Annotated in this window: 22 protein-coding genes and 1 tRNA gene; 7 read left to right on the top strand and 16 right to left on the bottom strand. The window is 35.7% G+C overall.

All coding sequences use genetic code 11. From position 1 onward, the window contains the following. Window positions 1–23 precede the first annotated feature (23 nt). Window positions 24–938 carry a site-specific tyrosine recombinase XerD gene (gene xerD, locus J3U18_RS11130; RefSeq protein ID WP_267354111.1) on the bottom strand — a complete coding sequence of 305 codons (915 nt, stop codon included), beginning with the start codon at window positions 936–938 and terminating at the stop codon, window positions 24–26. Window positions 939–1,084: 146 nt separating this feature from the next. Here xerD and J3U18_RS11125 point away from each other — a divergent pair, with 146 nt between their 5' ends. Beyond that, a complete protein-coding gene (locus J3U18_RS11125) occupies window positions 1,085–1,711 on the top strand; it encodes a Pr6Pr family membrane protein (RefSeq protein ID WP_267332345.1) in 627 nt (208 codons plus the stop codon). Next, window positions 1,708–2,358 carry a glutaredoxin 2 gene (gene grxB, locus J3U18_RS11120; protein ID WP_065562029.1) on the top strand — a complete coding sequence of 217 codons (651 nt, stop codon included), beginning with the start codon at window positions 1,708–1,710 and terminating at the stop codon, window positions 2,356–2,358. The genes J3U18_RS11125 and grxB overlap by 4 nt, the downstream gene beginning before the upstream one ends. A 129-nt stretch (window positions 2,359–2,487) precedes the next feature. Here the strand turns inward: grxB and J3U18_RS11115 are convergent, their stop codons facing one another. Beyond that, window positions 2,488–3,528: a tagatose 1,6-diphosphate aldolase gene (locus J3U18_RS11115; RefSeq protein ID WP_065735046.1), complete on the bottom strand. Its 1,041-nt coding sequence runs from the start codon at window positions 3,526–3,528 to the stop codon at window positions 2,488–2,490. Window positions 3,529–3,711: 183 nt separating this feature from the next. Here J3U18_RS11115 and J3U18_RS11110 point away from each other — a divergent pair, with 183 nt between their 5' ends. Further along, window positions 3,712–5,031, top strand: a complete 1,320-nt coding sequence (locus J3U18_RS11110; protein WP_267354109.1) for an MFS transporter — start codon at window positions 3,712–3,714, stop codon at window positions 5,029–5,031. Window positions 5,032–5,093: 62 nt separating this feature from the next. Here J3U18_RS11110 and J3U18_RS11105 read toward each other — a convergent pair whose 3' ends face one another. Genes J3U18_RS11105 through J3U18_RS11080 form a run of 6 tightly spaced genes read right to left on the bottom strand, consistent with a single transcriptional unit; the run spans window position 5,094 to window position 11,834 of the window. Further along, window positions 5,094–5,897: a pyrroline-5-carboxylate reductase family protein gene (locus tag J3U18_RS11105; RefSeq protein ID WP_267330965.1), complete on the bottom strand. Its 804-nt coding sequence runs from the start codon at window positions 5,895–5,897 to the stop codon at window positions 5,094–5,096. A 15-nt stretch (window positions 5,898–5,912) separates the two neighbouring features. Then, window positions 5,913–6,764 carry a VOC family protein gene (locus J3U18_RS11100; RefSeq protein WP_267354107.1) on the bottom strand — a complete coding sequence of 284 codons (852 nt, stop codon included), beginning with the start codon at window positions 6,762–6,764 and terminating at the stop codon, window positions 5,913–5,915. Window positions 6,765–6,776: 12 nt separating this feature from the next. After that, complete coding sequence (locus J3U18_RS11095; protein WP_267354105.1) at window positions 6,777–8,417, bottom strand: ABC transporter ATP-binding protein; 1,641 nt, start codon at window positions 8,415–8,417, stop codon at window positions 6,777–6,779. Then, window positions 8,414–9,244: an ABC transporter permease gene (locus J3U18_RS11090; protein WP_220225593.1), complete on the bottom strand. Its 831-nt coding sequence runs from the start codon at window positions 9,242–9,244 to the stop codon at window positions 8,414–8,416. The genes J3U18_RS11095 and J3U18_RS11090 overlap by 4 nt, the downstream gene beginning before the upstream one ends. 2 nt (window positions 9,245–9,246) lie before the next feature. Next, window positions 9,247–10,227: an ABC transporter permease gene (locus tag J3U18_RS11085; protein ID WP_267354103.1), complete on the bottom strand. Its 981-nt coding sequence runs from the start codon at window positions 10,225–10,227 to the stop codon at window positions 9,247–9,249. A gap of 11 nt (window positions 10,228–10,238) precedes the next feature. After that, entirely contained in the window at window positions 10,239–11,834 is a 1,596-nt protein-coding gene (locus J3U18_RS11080; RefSeq protein WP_267354101.1) for an ABC transporter substrate-binding protein, read from the bottom strand. 330 nt (window positions 11,835–12,164) lie between these two features. On the opposite strand from J3U18_RS11080, the gene adhP reads away from it, so the two are divergent. Further along, window positions 12,165–13,196, top strand: coding sequence for an alcohol dehydrogenase AdhP (gene adhP / locus J3U18_RS11075; RefSeq protein ID WP_065735054.1), 1,032 nt, complete (start codon window positions 12,165–12,167; stop codon window positions 13,194–13,196). Between the two features lie 182 nt (window positions 13,197–13,378). Further along, window positions 13,379–14,824 (top strand): APC family permease, encoded by a 1,446-nt coding sequence (locus J3U18_RS11070; protein WP_065562039.1) that lies wholly within the window; start codon window positions 13,379–13,381, stop codon window positions 14,822–14,824. Window positions 14,825–14,884: 60 nt separating this feature from the next. Here J3U18_RS11070 and J3U18_RS11065 read toward each other — a convergent pair whose 3' ends face one another. The 5 genes from J3U18_RS11065 to J3U18_RS11045 all read right to left on the bottom strand — a co-directional run bounded on the left by J3U18_RS11065 (window position 14,885) and on the right by J3U18_RS11045 (window position 17,661). Further along, entirely contained in the window at window positions 14,885–15,304 is a 420-nt protein-coding gene (locus tag J3U18_RS11065; RefSeq protein WP_267354099.1) for a GNAT family N-acetyltransferase, read from the bottom strand. Continuing rightward, window positions 15,259–15,423 carry a hypothetical protein gene (locus tag J3U18_RS11060; RefSeq protein ID WP_267354097.1) on the bottom strand — a complete coding sequence of 55 codons (165 nt, stop codon included), beginning with the start codon at window positions 15,421–15,423 and terminating at the stop codon, window positions 15,259–15,261. The genes J3U18_RS11065 and J3U18_RS11060 overlap by 46 nt, the downstream gene beginning before the upstream one ends. Before the next feature lie 105 nt (window positions 15,424–15,528). Further along, window positions 15,529–16,893: a PTS ascorbate transporter subunit IIC gene (locus J3U18_RS11055; protein WP_267354095.1), complete on the bottom strand. Its 1,365-nt coding sequence runs from the start codon at window positions 16,891–16,893 to the stop codon at window positions 15,529–15,531. A 20-nt stretch (window positions 16,894–16,913) separates the two neighbouring features. Further along, window positions 16,914–17,186, bottom strand: a complete 273-nt coding sequence (locus J3U18_RS11050; protein WP_065562042.1) for a PTS sugar transporter subunit IIB — start codon at window positions 17,184–17,186, stop codon at window positions 16,914–16,916. Between the two features lie 31 nt (window positions 17,187–17,217). Further along, complete coding sequence (locus J3U18_RS11045; RefSeq protein WP_267354093.1) at window positions 17,218–17,661, bottom strand: PTS sugar transporter subunit IIA; 444 nt, start codon at window positions 17,659–17,661, stop codon at window positions 17,218–17,220. A 331-nt stretch (window positions 17,662–17,992) separates the two neighbouring features. On the opposite strand from J3U18_RS11045, the gene J3U18_RS11040 reads away from it, so the two are divergent. Continuing rightward, window positions 17,993–19,021, top strand: coding sequence for a LacI family DNA-binding transcriptional regulator (locus J3U18_RS11040; protein WP_267354091.1), 1,029 nt, complete (start codon window positions 17,993–17,995; stop codon window positions 19,019–19,021). A 62-nt stretch (window positions 19,022–19,083) separates the two neighbouring features. Here the strand turns inward: J3U18_RS11040 and J3U18_RS11035 are convergent. Beyond that, window positions 19,084–19,160 (bottom strand) — tRNA-Pro (locus J3U18_RS11035). Window positions 19,161–19,231: 71 nt separating this feature from the next. Then, window positions 19,232–20,368, bottom strand: a complete 1,137-nt coding sequence (tgt, locus tag J3U18_RS11030) for a tRNA guanosine(34) transglycosylase Tgt (protein ID WP_267354089.1) — start codon at window positions 20,366–20,368, stop codon at window positions 19,232–19,234. 137 nt (window positions 20,369–20,505) lie between these two features. On the opposite strand from tgt, the gene J3U18_RS11025 reads away from it, so the two are divergent. Further along, complete coding sequence (locus J3U18_RS11025; RefSeq protein WP_267354087.1) at window positions 20,506–21,168, top strand: M48 family metalloprotease; 663 nt, start codon at window positions 20,506–20,508, stop codon at window positions 21,166–21,168. Window positions 21,169–21,219: 51 nt separating this feature from the next. Here the strand turns inward: J3U18_RS11025 and queA are convergent, their stop codons facing one another. After that, window positions 21,220–22,245 carry a tRNA preQ1(34) S-adenosylmethionine ribosyltransferase-isomerase QueA gene (queA, locus tag J3U18_RS11020; protein ID WP_267330976.1) on the bottom strand — a complete coding sequence of 342 codons (1,026 nt, stop codon included), beginning with the start codon at window positions 22,243–22,245 and terminating at the stop codon, window positions 21,220–21,222. Window positions 22,246–22,305: the final 60 nt, after the last annotated feature.

Raw genomic sequence — 22,305 nt, 5'->3', positions numbered from 1 at the left:
ATTATCCTTAGTTTATTGAACCGCTATGCGCGAGGATGATGTTTGCTGTGCAACTGTTTTAATCTTTCTGTTGCAACATGTGTATAAATCTGTGTAGTTGATAAACTACTATGCCCAAGTAACATTTGTACAACACGCAAATCGGCACCATGATTAAGTAAATGCGTTGCAAAAGCGTGTCTAAGTACATGAGGCGAAAGGGCTTCTATATTAATGCCCGTTAGTATGGCATAATATTTTATCCTATGCCAGAAAGTCTGTCGTGTCATTTTTTTACCCAATCGACTTGGAAAAAGAACATCAACAGGGCCATTTTTTAAAAGATCGTTGCGCGCATATTTGAAATAGTATTCAAGCCAATAAATAGCCTCTTCTCCCAAAGGAACTAAACGCTCTTTATTTCCTTTACCAACGACTCTAACTACTCCTTGTCTAAGACTTACATCGCTAATCTCTAGATTCACTAACTCCGAAACGCGTATCCCTGTTGCATAAAGCACTTCTAACATGGCTTTATCTCGCAATTCTATTGGATCATCAATACTTGGTGATTCAAGAAGAGCATCAACCTGTAATTCTGTTAGATCTTTGGGTAACTTTTTGGGTAATTTGGGCGATGATAATATAGCTGATGGATCATCCGTACGATAATTTTCTTGATATAAATATTGAAAAAAACGTTTAGTCGCACTAAGTAAACGAGCTGAACTACTTGCTTTATAACCATCTTTAACGCGTTGCAATAAAAATTCCTGCAAATTAATTGATTGCGCAGTGATGAAATTAACTTGCTGTGATTGCAGTGATTGGCTTAAAGCAAACAGGTCGAGTTTATAAGATTCGATAGTATTTTCAGAAAGATTTCGTTCCAACCAAATTGAGTCTAAAAATTGTTCAATTAATATTTTATTTTGTGATGATATCTCTTTATCAGACATTAAAAGCCAACTCTTTTTTCGACGATTTTTCCTATTATATACTAACTGCTAATAACTATTCACTTTAGTTTATGTTGGAAGAATCTTTTGTATCTTTTCTTTAGCCTACGATATACTGCACTATCAGTTATTTTTTATAATAAGTTATGCTGAAACGAAATATTAATCTTTTTATTGTGCTATATGCTTTTTTGGTAATAGGTCTTGAAACTTATATTTATTGGCATACACGACTTCGGCCTTGGCAACCAGGAACACCTATCGGGAGAATGGTTTTTTATTACAGTTTTTTTACCGTGTTGTCTAATCTCATGTTGGCATTTAGCTGTTTGTGGTTAGCCTTTAATCCAAACTGTAATCGATATTTATTTAAAGTGATTCGATTAAATGGTTTAGTTGGAGTAATTATAACGGCTATTGTCTATAATCTAATATTAAGAAGTATTCATAAACCACCGAGTACATTATTACAATTTACTAATGAGAGTTTACATGTCGTTTTACCTATTGCTGGCGTATTAAGTTGGTTAATATGGGGGCCATTTCGACGCATTCATTTCAAGATTATCGTTGGCTCGTTTTTGTCAATGCTAATTTATGGTATTTATATCTTCACAAGAGGTTATTTTACTAATCAATATCCCTATCCTTTTATTAATGTAGTGAAGGTTGGTTACGCTAAAGCGCTTTATTCCTCTGGATTGGTTTTTGTGCTGTTTTTAGTCTTGGCTTTTTTATTATGGGGCATTGATTGTTTTAGGAGACGAATATGAAATTATTTATTTATGAACACTGTCCTTTTTGTGTACGTGCAAGAATGATTTTTGGCTTGAAAAATATTCCGGTTGAGCAGCATGTTTTTCTAAGTAATGATGCTAAATCACCAGAAAGCATGATTGGCGAAAAAATGGTACCCATCTTACAAAAAGAAGATGGTAGCTATATGCCAGAAAGTTTGGATATTGTTGCTTATATCGATAGCAATTATGGCGGAAGCCCTATTTTAACAGGACCTAAAAATCCAAAAATTGAAGCTTTGATAAAACAACTTCAACAATATGACTATAAGTTAGAGTGTCCGCGTTATATCAAACTTGGTTTAGCTGAATTTGCTACTCAAGATGCTATTGATAATTTTGTCACAAATAAGAGTAAAAAGATGGGATCGTTTGATGAATGTCTTGCTCAGACTGATTCGTTAATCGCTAAGGTAGCTGATTTATTTACTCAACTTGAATCTTTAATTACTTCACCTAATGCATGTAATGGCTTATTATCTTGGGATGATATTTGTTTGTTCCCAATATTACGCAATTTGACATGTGTTAAAGGACTTAAATTTCCAACTAAAATCAGAGAATATTTAGAATCCATGTCTGAAAAAAGTAAAGTAAATTTATTTTTTGATAAAGCTATCTAATTGGAGATATTTGCAGGAGTATCAAAAAGTAATCAGCTAATTAATTGCTAATTATAAGAGTACAAGTAGGAAGAAAACTTGTACTCTTTTTTGTATTAAATCTTCGTTATAAATTTTAAAAATAATCAATTAATTGCTTAATACAGGATCAATAATTTCAATCTTATCTTTGCCACCATACACATCATACCAAGGTGTTGCGTATTGTTTTAAGATTTTGTTAAGGTGCTCAACATTTTCACGACCAGTTGTATCTAGCCAACGTTTTAAGCCATCTTTACCGCCGTTAGCATATGCTGCCACGCCTTCAAACCAAGTTGCACGACCGCCTAAAATACCACTGTATTTAGCGCCATGTTCGCCAGCAAAAATAAGCTCTTCATGGAAAGTTTTGGTTGGTACACCAGCACTTAAGTAGATAAATGGGCGTGTGGCGGCGTCACTTGCTTGTTTAAAATATTCAGCCGCTTGTTTTTGGGAATATACAACTGGATTATTGTCGTTAAATCCTTCAACATTTTTAAATAGAACTGGCACTTCTACTTTTAAGATATCGATGTAATAGTGATCTTTAGTAAATTCCTCAATAGTTTTGATCACTTTTTGAGGTTTGATTTTGGCAAATTCAGGGCTTTTATCATCAGTCACCACATTATCATAGACAATTGGTTCGACAAATACCGGAATATCAGCGGCTCTCGCTTCATTGCCTAAACGTTCTAAAAAGGCATGTTTTTTATCTAAGATATCTTGAGGATCATCCGGATTATAATAAACAAGGACTTTTGCTGCATCAGCACCTTTTTTCAATAAACGTTGCAGTGAATCTTCAGGCAAAATATCGGGTAAACGACCGGGAGTATTGGCATCATAACCAGTTTTTTCATAAGACATGATTAAGCCAGCATTTTTATTTTTAGCAGCCATACCTTTGAAACCAAGTTCTTCATCAAGCAAAATGGCACTAACATATTTGGTTAATTCCTGAGAAACAAGCTCTTTAAATTCATAAACCATGTCAATGTGATAACGCTCTTGACCAACGGCATTTTGCATCATTTTTACCATTGAACCACGCTGATCGATTGCTAATGCTGCAATTACGCCATCTTGGTTAGATAATTGTTGCATACGGTTGAATTTTCCACGAGAAATGCGTTTTGTTGCCATTTTAGAACTCTCCATTTGTTAAGATTTTGTTATTGTAGGTATTTGTATGGCTAACTATTAATCATTTAGTGCTAGTTTTGATTTTTGTTTGCTTTTAGATATTTTCTTTTAAATAACAGTTAGTTCTTGTATAGTAGTACAATTTAATAGACTGATTGTAAACAATTATTTACAAGGATGATTATGCCAAATTCTGCAATTTCCCAAAATGTGAGAACATTAAATAATCAGGATTATAAAACCTTAGCGCTTTCCGCGTTAGGTGGCGCATTAGAGTTTTATGATTTTATTATTTTTGTCTTTTTTTCAATAACGATTAGCCATTTATTTTTTCCGACTAATATGCCTACATGGTTAAGTCAAGTTCAGACTTTTGGCATTTTTGCTGCCGGCTATTTGATTCGTCCTTTTGGTGGTATTGTGATGGCTCATTTTGGTGATATATTTGGCCGCAAAAGAATGTTTACACTTAGCATCCTATTAATGGCTTTACCAACATTATTTATTGGCTGCCTACCAACTTATGCCAATATTGGTATTTTTGCGCCATTATTACTGTTAATCATGCGATTATGCCAAGGACTTGCCGTTGGTGGTGAAGTTCCTGGAGCATGGACATTTGTTGCCGAACATGTTCCTAAAAATAAAATAGGTCTAGCGTGTGGTATTTTAACTAGTGGATTAAGTTTAGGTATCCTGCTTGGTTCGCTGGTATCGACAATAATGAGTAAAAGTATCTCGGTAGAACAAATGAATGAGTGGGGATGGCGAATTCCATTTATTATCGGCGGTATTTTCGGTTTAATCGCTATGTATCTACGTCGTTGGCTAAAAGAAACGCCGATTTTTCTTGAAATTCAAAAGCGTAAAAATCAAGAATTATCAAGAAAGTTGCCAGTAATTACTGTGATTACCCAATATTTACCCCAAACAATTTTATCGATGCTACTTACTTGGGTGTTGTCAGCGGGTATTATGGTGATAATGTTAATGACGCCAATTTTGTTACAAAAGCAATTTGGTTATTCAGCAATTGAAGCTTTGCAAGGGAATATATTGGCTATCATCGGACTGATTATCAGTTGTACGTTTTACGGTATGATGATGGATAAGTTTTCGATGGGCAAAGTACTTGTTGTTGGTTGTATCGTGGCTGCTATCATGATTGCTATATTTTATCTATCACTAGATAATCCGAATCTTCTATTTATCACTTATTCATTAGCAGGTTTTAGTGTTGGAATTGTCGGTTCTTTTGCTTATTTTATGGTTAAAGTGTTTCCAACTCAGGTGCGTTATAGCGGTGTGTCGTTCTCATTTAATATGGCTTATGCCATAGCTGGTGGCTTAACGCCATTACTAATCTCATTTTTCAGTGATTTTGTGAGTAAAATGGCGCCCGCTATTTATGTTGTTGGATTATTTGTGTTAGGTGCATTGATCGGGCTATTTTTATTAATCAATAATAATAGCCAAAAATATATAGCAAAAGATATCTCTTAACATTTAATAGATAATAAAAAAAGTTGAGGAGCGGGGTTTTTTAAGTTCCTCAACAATTATATTTAGCTTATTTTACTGCTTTTTCCCAGCTCAATAGTTCGAATGACTCCAGCTTTCACGCTTCGTTGTAACCCTGCTGCAAAATCACTATTATTTAGTTCATACAAACTATGTATTCCAACTCCGGCTGGCGAGTTATTAATATCAAGTAATTGCCTTGGATGTTTTTGACTTAATTGAAGCATTGAGGCTGCGCCGTGTAAATTTTCGATCGCAATACGTTTGGCCATATCTCGGGGCAATCCAACTAAAACTCCAGCATCAACTAACGATTCATAAAAATAATAAATATAATTCGGTCCTGCAACAGCATAGCCAGTAAAAATATCAAGCAGTGATTCGTCAATATATTCAAGTTTACCAAAACTTTTGAAGAATTGGGTGACGGATTTTTGTTTCGCAACAGCCTGATCATTCTCGTCGGTAGCAATACCTGAATAACCAAAACCTGTATCGGTAAGTGTATTTGGAATCGTTCTAATAACAGGAAGATCAACTTTTAAGGATTGTTTTATTTGGGCAATTGTTACTCCAGCAATGATTGAAATGATAACAGTCTCTTTAACATCCAATTGTTGAACTATCTTACTCCATGCATCTTGAGGTCTAACACCCAATACAATAATATCTGCATTGACGATTTTGCCAGTTGGGGTAACGCCATAAGTTGAATGTAAATAGTCTAAGCGAGATTTAACAATATCGTTCACTAATATATTTTGGGGTTCATATGTTTTATTTTTTATCAAAGCGCTAATAATCGCTTCAGACATATGGCCACTACCTATAAATAAAATTTTACTCATACTCATAGTTCCTATTTATAATTGGCTAAAAATCATAACTACACCATATGTTTCACTGGCAGGTACGATAATCGTATCATTTTGTAAATTGTATTTAATTTTTCCTTTTTCTAGTGCTTGTTGGGTTTGCGCTAATGATTTTGTTGTGAAGCCTAAAGCAACTTTACGATCTTGGTCGTTATTCGCTTTACTTACTGACGAGCCAAAAAGATGCTGTATTGCACTTGGTGTAAGGTAATCAATAAATTTATCTTCAGCTTTTAGACGTACGCCTCCGTCAATTTCGATAATGTTTGCTGAAGGGAAAGTTTTTTCAAGCAAGTTAATTGAGGAACGGGGTTTTTGAGCTTCAATAATGACTTGATTAATATTTATTACACCATTTGGGTGCGTTTGCCACTCTTTACGCCAAACGAGTTCCGGGGTCAGTTGGTCGCAAAAAAAGATCTGTCCATTTGGTGTATAGGAAGGGGCTAATCTGACGGTTTTAAAACGCGCCTCAGGTTTAGTGCCATCATTTAATTCGACAGGTCTAAAAAAGGATTTAGGACCGTCACCCTCAACTTTTATACCTTGGCTAACTAGTTGTTGATAAAGTTTGTTGGCATCTTTGGTTTTGAAAACCAACCCAGTTAGCCCGTCAGCAAAACACCAACTTTTATCTACTTTACCCGCATTTTGAGGTTCAAAACCTAAAAGCTCAAGATATGTGGTCGTAAATATCGCTAAATTGTTACTTGTTCCTAGTGAATGGTGGCCCCTTGGGGTTGTTGTGAATCCCAGTTTTTGATATTGAGAATTTGCTTGATCGAGCTGATCTGATACGGTGATTACAACATGATCAATTTGTGGACTAAGTATTGTCATTATATTCACTCCTTAAATATGAATAGCGGGAGACATATCAATTAATCGATGTGGATTCCATCCTTTACCAGGAACCGCATCAAGTAGATCTTTGGTATAAGATGCTGTCGGATTTAGAAAGACTTGTGATGCGATACCTTGCTCGACGATTTTTCCTGATTTCATTACAATAATATGATCACAAATTTGTGCAGCAACTCGAAGGTCATGGGTGATAAATAGAACCGTTAAATCTAGCTTTTTTTGTAATTGTGTTAATAGTTCAAGAACTTGTGCCTGAACTGAAACATCAAGCGCCGATACCGGTTCATCAGCAATCAATATTTTCGGCTCTAATGCTAATGCTCGAGCAAGGCCTATTCGTTGTCGTTGTCCTCCCGAAAATTCATGAGGATAACGGTTTAATGCCTCGCTTTCCAATCCCACCATGTTGAATAACGCTTTTGCTCTTTTGATTGCTTCGTGTTTGTTTGTTCCGTGAAGTATTGGTCCAATCGTAACTTGATCGCCGACTTTTCGACGTGGATTTAATGACGCATAGGGATCTTGAAAGACCATCTGAATATGGCGTGAATATTGTTTAAGTTTTTTCCCTTTTAAATTGGCAATATCTACATCTTCAAAGTTGATTTGACCGCTGTCTATTTCTAATAATTTAATAATGCATCTGGCTAACGTTGATTTACCTGAGCCGCTTTCTCCCACAACGCCTAAAGTACTACCTTTATGTAACTTAAAGCTAACATTATTAACCGCATAGGTTGTACGTCGGTTTTGCTTAAAAAAGCTATGATTGTGATACGTTTTTGATAGGTTGTTCACTTCAAGAATAATTTCTTTATTAATACGTCGAACATCACCAGGAGTAAGGGGAGGGACAGCAGCTATTAACGCTTGTGTATAAGGATGTGTTGACGAATTTAACACGTCACTTGCCAAGCCTTGCTCAACGAGTTGTCCTTTCTGCATAACCGCAATACGAGTTGCAATATCAGCAACTACACCAAAATCATGAGTAATGAATAATACTGCGGTACCTTTGCGTGATTGTAGTTCGCGAATTAATTCTAATATGCATGCTTGAGTTGTGACATCTAAAGCTGTTGTTGGTTCATCAGCAATCAAAATAGCGGGTTCTAATGCTAATGCCATAGCAATCATGGCACGTTGACGCTGGCCACCAGAAAGTTGATGTGGATAAGCTTTAGCAACAGACTGCGGATTGGGCATTTGCACATCCGTTAATAATTGGATAACTTTCTGATTAATCTCTTGTTTAGTTAACTTAGTGTGGATAGTGAACATTTCACTAATTTGATTAGCGATGGTTTTTAATGGATTTAGCGCAGTCATCGGGTCTTGGAAAACCATACCAATATGCGCACCACGAATTTTACGCATTTGTTCATCATGGTAAGTGAGTAAGTTGTTTCCGTCGTAATCAATCTCACCTTGAGAAGCAATAATACCGTCAGGTAATAATCCCATGATTGCATTGGATAATAAAGATTTACCCGAACCACTTTCACCAACAATACATAGGATTTCGTTAGCATAAAGATCGAGTGACACATCATTAACCGCATATTTTCGATCCGAACCATGAGGCAAATCTAGGGTTAAATTTTTAATTGATAGTCTTTTTTGATTCATCGTTTTTTTAACCTTGGATTGAGTGCATCATTTATTCCTTGTCCAACTAATGATGCAGATAAAACGGTTAGCAATATTGCAATGCCAGGAATAGCTGAAACATACCATTGTTGACGTAATACTAGTCGTCCATTACCGACTAGATTTCCCCATGATGAGATATTGGGATCGGAAAGGCTTAAAAAGGCTAGCGCACTTTCCATTAATATCGCGGTTGATAAAATAACACTGGCATACATAATTACTGGCGGTAATGCGTTTGGTAAAATCTCTTTAAACATGAGTCTAGTTGAGCTCATGCCTATGGTTTTTCCCGCCTGCACAAATTCACGATTGCGTAATGATAAAAATTCTGCTCGAGTTAACCTTGCAACGGGTGGCCAAGAAACAACACCAATTGCAATCACCACAATATTGATTGTTGAACCAAATACCGCAACAGCAACGAGTAATAGTAAAAAGTTAGGTAAAATCTGGAATGCTTCTGTAAGGCGCATCAGTATGTCGTCAACCCATCTTCCGTAGAATCCTGAAATAGCACCAATAACCACACCAATAATAATTGCTATGAATGTTGAGATGAGTCCGATAATCAGTGATACTTTTGCACCATGAAAAAGCTGGGCAGCGATATTTCTTCCTGCCTGATCTGTTCCCAGGATAAATTTAGGATTTGTAAAAGGCCATTGTAAGGGGCGGCCAGCTAAGCGAAGTGGATTTCCAGGAAAAAACCAATCTGCGCTTAATGCAATAATGATAATTAATAACAGTAAAATTGTACCAATTCTAGCAATTGGGCTACGGAAATAGTCTTTTAATATCGCCATCATTAATGTCCTGTAATGCGTGGATCGAGCTTTGCGTAAAGCATATCGACAATAAAATTAATAATGATAACGAGTATTGCTGAAACAAATACTACGCCAAGTAAAGTGTTTAGATCTCTTTGTACTACAGAATCATAGGCAAGTCGTCCTAATCCAGGAATGGCAAAAATGGTTTCAATAACCACCGAACCGCCTAACATGGTGCCTGCTTGTAGACCGATTAGTGTTATCATTGGTAACATGGCGTTACGTAGTATGTGATTAACCAGTATCTGGCGGCTACTTAATCCTTTTGCTTTAGCAGTTTTAACAAAGTCTAAGGTCGATACTTCAAGTAATGAAGCGCGCATAATGCGTAAATAGATTGCTAGATAAACTAAAGCTAGGGTGGTAGTAGGCAAGATTAAATACCATGCAATATCAAAAAATGCTGAAATACCCGTTAATGATTCGCCGATACTGCCAAACCCACTAGGTGGTAACCAATTCAAATAAATTGAGAAGAAGACAATTCCCATGAGAGCTAACCAAAATGAAGGTGTTGAATAAAATATTAGTCCCAATATTGAAATTAATGTATCTTGCCAGCGGTTCACTTTTTGAGCGGATAAAATGCCAAGGATTGTACCGAAGGTAAACGCTAAGAACATTGCGCAAACCATCAATAGTAATGTAGCCGGTAAACGTTCTAAGATCATATGGCTAACTGGCTTATTATATATTGCAGATTGCCCCAAATCTAAATGAACTAATCGCCATAAATAGTTGATTAATCGTGAACTTGTTGATTGGTCAAGTTCATATTGATGACGCATTTCATCAATAACGCTTGACTCGGCACCACCAATTTGGGCAAGTAAAGCATCCACTGTATCGCCAGGCGCCAATTGTAATAATAAAAATAGCGCAATTAGTATGATAACCAGTGCTGGAATCGTGGTTAATAATCGTCTAAGTGCTAAAGTCAGTATATGCGTCATCATTTCACCTTAACTTAGTGTTCTATCCATACATCAAACCAACTACTTGATGGCCAACGTGCTGTATTATGATGATTGTGTACTTTGTTATTAATCACTGAGATGAATTCACGTTCTGTTGCGAACCAGAGTGGTAGTTCAGTATTCACGACATCAACTAGTTGACCATAAAGTGCTTTACGTTTGACTGGATCTATTTCAGTTGCGGCACTATCGATTAATTGGTCGACAGCATCTGATTTCCAGCCATATTGATTTGTCCAAGGTGCTCCTTCAGGACTGCCAGAACGTAACCAAACAGTTGTCGAAACTGCTGGATCGCCTCTATATTGGTGCCACCCTGTAGCAATATCAAAATCGTGGAGTTTATAAACAGCATTTAAAGCGCCAGCAGTGTCGAGATTAACGATAACCACATTAATGCCGACTTCAGCTAAAGATTGTTGGATAAATGTTGCAAAAAGTGGAACATCTTCACCATTATTAATATGGACTAATTTTAAGGTAAAACGAGTGCCGTCAGCTTTTCGTGGATAACCCGCTTCATCTAATAATTGTTCAGCTTTTTCTCTATCAAAAGGGTAAACAATTTTACTGTCTTTAGGGTAAAAAACGTTTGATGATGGAATAATACCGGTTGCAGGCTTACCAAATCCGTATAAAAAGTCATCGATGAAGAAAGGAATATCGAGTGATTGAACAATTGCTTTGCGAACGTTTAGGTTAGCAATGATCGGATTGCGGAAGTTAAATTCTAAAGTATTATTGAAAATATTTGCTTGAGAACCTTTTGTTAAAACCTCAAATTTTGAGTTTTGTTTGAATCGATTAATATCAGCAAGGCTTAATTTTGAGTATGCACTTAAATCAATTTGTCCACTTTCAAGTGCAGCTGATGCTGAAGAGTTATCGTTAATAATGCGCCAGATTATTTTATCTAAATAAGGATATCCTTTTCGCCAATAATCAGGATTGCGTTCAACAATAATATGTTGTCCTCGTTGATATTCAACGAACTTGAATGGCCCAGTCCCTACGGGTGCGGTGTTATAAGGATTATTTAATACATCGGTACCTTCGTACAAATGTTTGGGAACAACATAGCCAAGATCAACTAAAGCTCTTAATAGTAAATCTAATGGCATTGGACGAGAATAATTGAATACCACTGTATGGTCATCAGGTGTATCGACAGAGGTTAAATTAAGTTGTAATGCAGTTGAGAAATTTAATCTTTTTTTCCAAAATTCTAATGCGTTATATTTTACATCTTGTGATGTAAAGGGTTTACCATCGTGCCATTTGACACCTTCGCGTAATTTGAATGTTATTGTTTTTCCATCTGGTGAGGAAGTCCATGATGTAGCAAGAACAGGAACAATTTGGCTATCTGCATCGAGATCAACTAATGATTCAACTACTTTTCCTGATACTTCATATACACCCGTTGATGCACGTAAAGCAGGGTTGAGAACCCTTTGTTCTCCAGAATAATGGACAACTAGTGTTCCACCTCGTTGTGGTGTTTTTTCATCCGCCACCGAATAAAATGGCAACAAAATTGACAGTAGTCCTATAATAAATATTTGTTTAATATTGAATAATTTCATGTATGCTCCTTGTTGTCACCATATTTTCGGTATTTATAACAATGAAAATTTTTAGGATTTAACTATAAAAATTTTTAGTAAATTTGAGAAATGCCGATATCGCATATTTATATTACTTTTAGTTATATATTTACTCGCGAGGCTAACTTGTAGAATTTTTATGATCACCAGTTTTTTTAGATGTTTAGGGTAAATATCGCATATACACAATAAATTAAAAATAATTCTCATTTTTATTGATAATTGTGAAATAGCGCATATTTTTTCTAAATAAATAGGCTAAAATAAAAGCAGTTATGTTTTTAAATTGTAATTATCTAGGAGAAACAAATGAAAGCTGCAGTTATTAGACAAGAGTGCGATGGTCAAGTTGAAATTAAAGATATTCCTGTACGTCCTTTAGAAGCGGGGGAAGCTTTAGTTGAGGTTGAATATTGTGGACTTTGTCATACCGATCTTCATGTTGCAGCTGGAGATTTCGGTAAAAAACCTGGTCGTGTAATTGGTCATGAAGGTGTCGGTATCGTGACTAAAATTGCGCCTGATGTAAAAAGCTTGAAAGTTGGTGATCGTGTCAGTATTGCATGGTTCCATGCAGGTTGTGGTACTTGTGAATATTGTATTTCCGGTAACGAAACATTTTGTCGTAGTGCATTAAATTCTGGTTATACTGTTGATGGCGGTATGGCTGAGCAATGTATTGTTAAAGCTGATTATGCGGTAAAAGTCCCTGATGGATTAGATCCAGCTCAAGCAACAAGTGTAACTTGTGCGGGGGTTACCACTTATAAAGGAATTAAGGTAGCTGATACTAAACCAGGTCAATGGCTCGCAGTATTTGGAATTGGTGGTCTTGGAACGTTGGCTATTGAATATGGTAAGAATGTTTTTAATAACAAAGTTGTTGCTATTAGTAACAGTGATAGCCAGTTAGAATTGTGTAAAAAACTTGGTGCTGATTTAGTTGTTAATCCTAAAAAGGTGGAAGATGTTGGTGCCTATATTAAAGAGCATACAGGTGGTGGTGTTCATGGTGCAGTTGTAACTTCAGTTACTAAAACTGCATTTAATCAGGCTATAGGTTCTGTTCGTCCATTAGGTCGTGTTGTTGCATTAGGTCTTCCTTCTGAAACAATGGATTTAAGTATTCCTAAGACAGTTTTAGATGGTATTCAAGTTTTAGGTTCTCTAGTTGGTACACGTGAAGATTTAGCCGAAGCATTTCGTTTTAGTGCTGAAGGTAAAGTTGTGCCAATAGTTGAAAAACGCCCATTTGAAGATATCAATAATATGATTGATGAAATGAAAGCGGGTAAAATTCGTGGTCGTATGGTTATCGATATGAAAATGAAGAAAAAATAATCATTATCATTGAATTGTTAAAAGTCAGCTTTATGCTGACTTTTTTATTAAACAGAATGTTAACTATTTTATAACTTGTATGACTTTTTTTAGATTAAGAATAATCTTTCTTGTGTTTTATAAATAAAACCCTATCATAAGCCAATTTTGCTTGCTTAATTGATAGATTTAAGGGGTTGTTTATGTCTGAGCACAATTTAGAGAATAATTTGCGGAAAGATTTGGGTTTACTTTCTGCACTATCACTAGTTGTTGGAATGGTTTTAGGGGCTGGTGCCTTTATGAAACCGCCAGCGGTACTGGAAGTAGCTGGGGATTATAATTTTGCATTGTTAGCTTGGATAATCGGTGGTGCTTTTTCTATTTGTGGTGGTTTAACACTCTGTGAATTGGGCGTTATGTTCCCGAAAACAGGTGGCATGTTGGTTTATTTAGAAAAGATTTATGGTGCGAAAGTTTCACATCTATATGGTTGGATGATAACCGTTTTATTCGCACCATCATTAGTAGGCGCATTGGTAGGATATTTTAGCTCAGTTTGTTGTTTATTATTTGATATCAATGATTCTTATCGATTGGCAGTTAGTGCCGGGGTTTTGGGGTTCATTGCATGTATCAATTCAATAGGGGTTAAACAAGCAGGATATCTGCAAACCATCGCTACTTTTTGTAAACTTATTCCAATTTTGTTGTTAGCAATATTTGGATTATGGAAAGGTAATGGTCAAGTTGCATTATTTAGTTCAAGCGGTCAAGGAATTGAAACTACTGCGCCATTTGCAGTAGCAATATTGGCAACCTTGTTTGCTTATGATGGTTGGGCGCAAGTAGCGTCCGTTGCTGGTGAAATTCGTAATCCATCAAGAGTGTTACCCAAAGCCATTATTCTCGGCATTATATTTTTAGTAATAGTTTATGCATGTATTAATATTGCATTATTCAAAATATTTCCTGTAAAAGAAATGGTTACGCTTGGACATGATGCATCTGCGGTGGCTTCACAACGAATGTTTGGACATTTAGGTGGTAATTTAGTTGCAGTTGGCATTATGGTTTCAATTTTAGGCGGTATCAATGGTTATATCATGACGTTATCGCGAACTATGTTTAGTATGGCAGAACGAGGTACGATTATTGGAGCACGTTTTTTAAGTACTATTGATGAAGATAGCCGTTCTCCGGTTAATGCCATTATTGTTTTGGTCATTTTTTCGTTTTTGTATTCAATATTACTAGATGCTGATCGGTTATCTGAGATTTCAATGTTTGCGATTTGGGTATTTTATCTACTTACTTTTGTTGGCGTGATTATTGCCAGAAAAAAATATGCTGACGTGGCTAGGCCTTATAAAGTTATCGGTTATCCTATTATTCCCATTGTGGCTATAAGCGGAGCGGCTTATGTTATTTATGGTATGTTGATTTATCAAACTGTAAACGGTATTGCTTCAATCTGTTTGACATTGATAGGTTTACCTTTGTACTACTATTATCACAGAAAAAATCATAATAAAGAGCTTTCACTTGGTGAAATGAAAAGATATCGTGTCAAAACACAATACGTTATTGCTTGTGGAACTTTAATCGTTATAACTGCATTAATTGTGTATGGTTATATCATCAATTGAAATATATTCCTTAATAAATACATTCAATAAACCGACTATTGTCGGTTTATTTTTTTAAACTTAGATATAACTTGAAATTAAGCTATAAATATTTTGATCATAATAGGTGCCATTAAGATATTCTGCTTGTTTAAGTGTTCCTTCATAATCAAAACCACAACGCTGAGCAACTTGGTTGCTTTTTAAATTAGCTACTGAGCATTTTATTACAAAGCGTTTAATAAATTTTTTTTCAGCATAATAATGTGTTAGTGCTTGGACGGCTTGCGTAATAAAGCCTTTTCTTTGTGCTTTGCTATCTAGCCAATAGCCTATATAAGCTGTTTTATTGCTTTTATCAATATGGTTAAAGGAAAGTAATCCAACTGGTATGTTATTATTTAAAATAACATAGGTTTTAGTTTCATCTCGTTGATGTTTATTAAAACAATCTGCTAAAAAGTTAGCCGTATCTGACTCGCATTTGCTTGGCCATGCCATAAATTGACTGAACAAAATACGATTTGAATCAATAATGTGATATTGGCATAATGAGCCGTTGCGGTTTTTAGATAAATATCTTCAGTGACATAAATTCCATTTTGTTGGTTATCATCCATTTTTTATTCCTTTAAAAAACAACTATACAATGACTATTTTTATAAAATTGCCAGACTGATTAGTCTGGCAAATTAGATGGATTTTAATCGATACAATATTATCTATTAATCATTATGGATATCGCTTTTCGGTTTAGCTACATAGTTATACACAACTAATAAAGCGAAGATACCAACAATAATCATCATGATAACATCTTTATTAAACCATTTTGCCATATTACCAAGTAAAATGCCTACACCACAAAAATCGACATCAGAAAACGTGGTATTGGCAAAACCAAGTGCTCCTAACACAGGTAATAATACCACAGGTAAGAATGTCACTAATAAACCATTGGCAAATGCGCCAAGCATTGCACCTCGACGTCCACCCATTGCATTACCAAATACGCCAGCAGTTGCACCACAGAAGAAATGTGGAACCACGCCCGGTAAAATCAGTACAGCGTTAAGTTGACCTAGAACAAATAATCCGACTAATCCACCTAAAAAGCTGAATAAAAAGCCAATTAATACGGCATTAGGGGCATAAGGAAATACGACAGGACAATCTAAAGCTGGTTTGGCATTCGGGACTAATTTTTCTGAAAATCCTGTAAATGCTGGGACAATCTCGGCAAGAATTAGGCGTACGCCTTGCAGTATGATAAAGACACCCGCTGCAAAAGTAATCGCCTCAATGATGGCATAAACTAAATAATTATCACCACTGCTAAGATTGCTTTCAACATAATTTGAACCGGCAAATACAGCTAAAATGAGGTAGATAATCATCATGGTTAACGAGATTGAAATTGAACTGTCACGTAAGAAGCTTAAGTTTTTTGGCAAATTCATCTCTTCGGTTGAACGAGATCCTTTTCCAACTGCCATTCCAAGCCAACCAGCTAAGACATAACCTAGTGTACCAAAGTGACCAAACGCGACATCGTCATTACCAGTAATTTTGCGCATTTGTGGTTGAGCTAAAGCTGGGAAAAACGCCATAATTAGCCCTAAAACTAATGCGCCAGTAAAGACTAATTGCCAATCTTTAAACCCTGAGACAGTTAAAATAATACTAATCATACAAGCCATATAAAAAGTATGATGACCAGTTAGAAAGATGTATTTTAAACGAGTAAATCGAGCAACGATAATATTTGCAATCATACCAAACGCCATAATTAAAGCAGTTGCTGTGCCATACTCATTTAATGCCATTGAAACAATGGCTTCATTGTTGGGAACAATTCCTTGTAGTTCAAATGCTTGTTCAAACATTAAGCCTAATGGGGTAATGGCACTGATGAGTACTGTTGCACCACCGCCTAATACCAAGAAACCTAAAATAGTTTTAATGGTTCCTTTAACCGTATCGGCAAACGATTTACGTTGAGCCAATAATCCTACCATTGCGATTAAACCAACAAGTACCGCTGGAACTTTTAGGATATCAACAATAAATTTTACTATTTCCTGAATCATAGTAACACCTCAAAATTTGCTTAGTTTTTGGCAAAATGTTCAACGAGTTTCTTTTCCAAATCGTTGATATCAATAATATTATTTAATACTACTAATTTTTCGGTTGGAATTCCTGAGCTGGTAGCTAGATCTTTTGTCATCACAAACAGGTCTGCTTGATCTGGCGTTGCCGAAGCAAGATCTGCATGGGTCACTTCTGCATCAATATTAAGTTTTTTGAGGACTTTTTTGATATTCATTTCAACCATAAAACTACTACCAAGGCCTGAGCCACAAACTGCCATAATTTTCATATTGTTTATCCTTTTACTTATACGTTGGAAATTAATATTGTTTGATAACCGCCAAAATTTCATCACGATTTTGTGCATTGAAAATTTTCTGGATATCGTCAGATTCGCCAAAAAGTGCCGCCAATTGAGTTAACATTTCGATATGGCTGGTACTATCGTTAGCGGCTAATAGAGTGATTAAATAGACTGGATCGTTTTCTTCTGAATTAAATTTAACGCCTTGTTTAACCAATAGCATCGATAGGCTTAATTGGTTTACACCTTGTTCAGGCCTTGCATGAGGCATTGCAATTCCAGGTGCCAAAACATAATAAGGTCCTATTGATTTGTGTAGTTCAAAAATAGCCTTAACATAATCTGATGTAATTGTTTTATTCTTTAATAATGGCTCAGCACAAAGTATTATTGCTTCTTGCCAATCTTCGACTGAATCAACAACATTGACTGTTTCATTAGTTAACCATGTACCTAACATTTTACCTCCATTAAGACCGTTAATCATTTTGATAATCGGTTAGAAAATTATCATATTAAGTAATAATAGAAATCAAAAATTGTCAGAAATGTGATAGCGCTATCAAAGTTAGAAAATTTTTTTTCGATTGTGTGACATAGATAACATTTTTAATGTATTAATTCTAAACTATTCTGCTTTGACATACTAGAATTAGAAAAAAGTCACAATTTAGTTATAAATTGCTTGATGCATTGTAGATGATTATTGAGTAATCTTCTGTTTTTTATATCTTTACAGAAAAATTGTATGCATAAATGAATATATAAATCAAATTCAATCGGGATGAAAGATGCAGGATACTAAAAAACGTCGAAATACAGGGCAGATTACTTTATTTGATGTTGCTAAATATGCTGGCGTGGGAACAATGACTGTCTCTCGGGCTTTACGCACGCCGGAAAGAGTATCAGATAAGCTTCGACATAAAATTCAATTAGCTGTTGAGACATTGGGCTACAAGCCGAATGTCGCCGCCAGTTTATTAGCGTCAGCCAGCGCCAATCGAGTGATTGCCGTTATTACCACTCGAATTTATGATTATTCGGTAAGAATATTGCTTGATTCGCTACAGACACAGTTAGCTAAAGAGGGGTATACCACGCTTATCATTGAATCTTATCATTATCATAAACAAGAGTCCCAATTATTAGGGACGCTTTATAGCCATAATCTTGAAGCTGTCTTGCTGTTTTATGTTGAAAATGATGATCTGATAAAAAAAATTGTTCAAAATAAAACAATCACCGTAATGAATATCGGTAAAAAATATGATGGTTCAATCGATGTCGATGTTGGCTTTGATGATAGTTTAGCGATGCATAAATTAACAGAGCATGTGATTAATAAAGGGTATCGAAATATTGCCTTACTTTGTGCAAATCAGCAATATCATCTATTTCAACAGCGTTTACATGGTTGGCATAAAGCGATGCTCAATTATCACTTGCCGACTAATCGTATCATTCATGCCGCCAAACCAGCGAACTTTAGTACCGGCGCACAATTGCTTGCCGATATTTTGTTAAACTGGTCTGAGGTTGATGCGTTAATTTGTACCACCGATGAATTAGCTTGCGGTGTGCTATATGAGTGTCAACGGCGACATATTCGAGTTCCTTATCAATTGGCAGTCAGCGGTTTTGGTGATAATGAGTTTAGTGAAGTCTGCTTTCCGCCGTTAACCACTGTTGCATTACCGTCTAAACAAATTGGCGAATACACAGCGACGTTATTGCTAAATAAATTAAAAAATGGGGAGCCAATTAAATCAGAAAGCACGGAGTTTTTACCGATCATAAAATCACGAGCCAGTTTGTAATAAAGAATAATAAAAGAGATAATAAAAAAGCCTACTCAATGAGCAGGCTTTTTTATTTAAATTGGTCGGCGAGAGAGGATTCGAACCTCCGACCCACTGGTCCCAAACCAGTTGCGCTACCAAGCTGCGCTACTCGCCGTTAGGATGCGCATAATACTGCGCTAACCTCGATGTGTCAATAGTTACCCCTAAAAATTATAATGATAATTTTTATTTTGCGAAAGGAGCGGGGGTTTTGCCAATTCTTTGGTAAAACTCGACGACAAATGCTTCGTAACGTTGATTAGCAACCGCATCACGAATTTCAGCCATTAAGCGTTGATAATAACGTAAATTATGGATGGTATTGAGTCTTGCCCCTAATATTTCTCCACATTTATCTAAATGATGAAGATACGATTTCGTGTAATTTTTACAGGTGTAACAATCACACTCAGGATCGAGTGGGGTCGTGTCATCTTTATATTTTGCATTACGTATTTTAATGACCCCATTAGTAACAAACAGATGCCCGTTCCGTGCGTTACGTGTTGGCATCACGCAATCAAACATATCAATACCACGACGAACACCTTCAACTAAATCTTCAGGTTTACCTACACCCATTAGATAACGTGGTTTATCAGCTGGTAATTGAGGGCAAGTTCCTTCTAAGATACGATGCATATCGGCTTTCGGCTCACCCACCGCTAATCCGCCAACGGCAAAGCCGTCAAAACCAATTTCGGTTAATCCTTTAATCGAGATATCACGTAATTCTTGATGTATACCGCCTTGTACTATACCAAATAAGGCATTTTTATTGCCTAATTCGTCAAAACGTTGGCGACTACGTTTTGCCCAACGTAGAGACATTTCCATTGATTTTTTGACATAGTCCCACTCGGCAGGAAACGGCGCACATTCATCAAAAATCATTACAATATCTGAACCAAGATCATATTGGATTTCCATTGAAATTTCAGGTGATAAAAAGATTGAATCACCATTGATAGGATTACGGAAATAGACGCCTTCTTCTTTAATTTTTCGAATATCACCAAGACTAAAAACTTGGAATCCCCCAGAGTCGGTTAAAATCGGGCCTGGCCACTGCATAAAATCATGCAAATCACCGTGTTTACGCATAATTTCTTGTCCAGGTCTTAACCATAAATGGAAAGTATTACCCAATAAAATTTGTGCACCTGTAGCAGCGACTTCTTCAGGGGTCATACCTTTGACGGTACCATAAGTGCCAACTGGCATAAATGCGGGTGTTTCAACTGTATATTCAACACCACGACGATCGAACTTCATTCGTCCACGACGAGCTAAGCCGTCAGTATTATCTAGTTCAAATTTCATTTTTTTGTTAACCTCTTGCGACCAAATAAACAGTTTGGCGCTAATTATTGATATAATACGTTATCGTATTATTTTTGCGGTGCGTAGTTTATCGTGCTAAACCTAAATAGACAATATCTATAAGGATCTTTGAGCTTTTGAAATATATTATTTTCTTATTTGTAGTAATGTTAGTTGGATGTCAAAATCAAATACAACCAACTATCATTTCATCTGAACGAATTAAAACATTATCTGACTCTGATATATTAGCTATTAGTCAACAAGCTTGCATTGAAAATGATAAGAAGGCAATTATTGCACCCGATTATCATTTTCTTAGTAAGAGATTATCTAATCTTAACAATAAGTTACCTAGAAAAATAAATAATATTGAATTAAGTTACAAAGTTTATCTTGATAGTGAACCTAATGCTTGGTCTACAGCTAATGGTTGTATTCGAATAAATAGTGGATTGATGAAATTACTTGAAGATGATGAGTTACAAGCAGTGATTGCTCATGAACAGGCTCATATTGCACTAAAACACGGAATAAGTTTATTTAGACAAGCGCCTTATATTGAGATTACTGATAAATCCAATGAAATAGTGATTATGGTAAAAGAAGAAATTTCCCATCAATATGAGGTTGAAGCAGATAATTATGCTTTTGATTTATTAGTTAAGGAAAAAATAGATCCCAAAGGATTGGTTAATATGCTAACAAAAATGCCAATTCACGCTAAAAATCAACCAACATCCCATCCAACTAATATAAATCGTATTAATAACATCACTAACAAGTTAAAGCATTATTAGTATTTTTATATTTTGCCAATTAAATTTAGGTAAAATTTAATTGGCTATAACTTATTTAGTAATTAGCATGGCATCACCATAACTAAAAAAGTGATATTTTTCGTTTACTGCATGTTGATAAGCTCGCATGGTATTTTCATAGCCAGCAAATGCAGAAACTAACATTATTAAAGTGGATTCAGGTAAATGAAAATTAGTAATAAGTGCATCAATTACTTTAAAATCAAAACCTGGATAAATAAATATCTGAGTATCTTCAAAAAAAGGTGCAATTTTGCCAGATTGTTTTGCTGCACTTTCCAACGCTCTGACTGATGTTGTACCGACAGCAATGACCTTATTTCCTCGGGCTTTGCATTCTAAAACTGCTTTGACAACTGATTCTGGTACTTCTGCATATTCAGCGTGCATGATATGCGTTTCAATATTTTCAACTCTTACTGGTTGAAATGTACCTGCACCGACATGCAACGTTACAAATTCCATTTCGACACCTTTGTTTTTAAGCTTTTCTAATAAAGGCTCATCGAAATGAAGACCTGCTGTTGGCGCAGCAACTGCACCAGGCACTTTACTATAAACAGTTTGGTATACCTCACGATCTTGATCTTCATCAGGTCTATCTATGTAAGGTGGTAAAGGGATGTGTCCAATTTCATTCAAAATTTTAAGTACATCATCAGGAAATTGTAATTCGAATAAAGTATCATGGCGAGCAAGCATGGTAACGCTAATATTATTTTCCTCACCTAAAATGAGTTCAGCACCTGCTTTAGGTGATTTAGATGCTTTTATATGTGCAAGAGCTCGATTATCTTCTAATAAACGCTCAATCAATATTTCAATTTTTCCACCCGATGCTTTTTTCCCATATATTCGAGCCGGAATCACTTTTGTGTTATTGAAAATAAGTAAATCCCCCTGATTGATGTAATCAGTGATATCAGTAAATACTTTATCTTCAATATGACCTGTACGGCTGTTAAGTGATAATAATCGGCATGAACTTCTTGTTTCTGATGGGTATTTTGCAATCAGTTCTTTTGGGAGTGTAAAATCAAAATCTGACAGTTGCATATTTGTGTTCCTCAAAAAATGAGGCACTAGTCTAAAGTGCTAATAATGACTAAGCAAGTA

Source organism: Gilliamella sp. B3482 (genome assembly GCF_026536805.1).
Classification (GTDB): domain Bacteria; phylum Pseudomonadota; class Gammaproteobacteria; order Enterobacterales; family Orbaceae; genus Gilliamella; species Gilliamella apicola_E.
The sequence above is the reverse complement of the archived record's forward strand: the minus strand, read 5'-3'. Positions and strand labels throughout refer to the sequence as shown.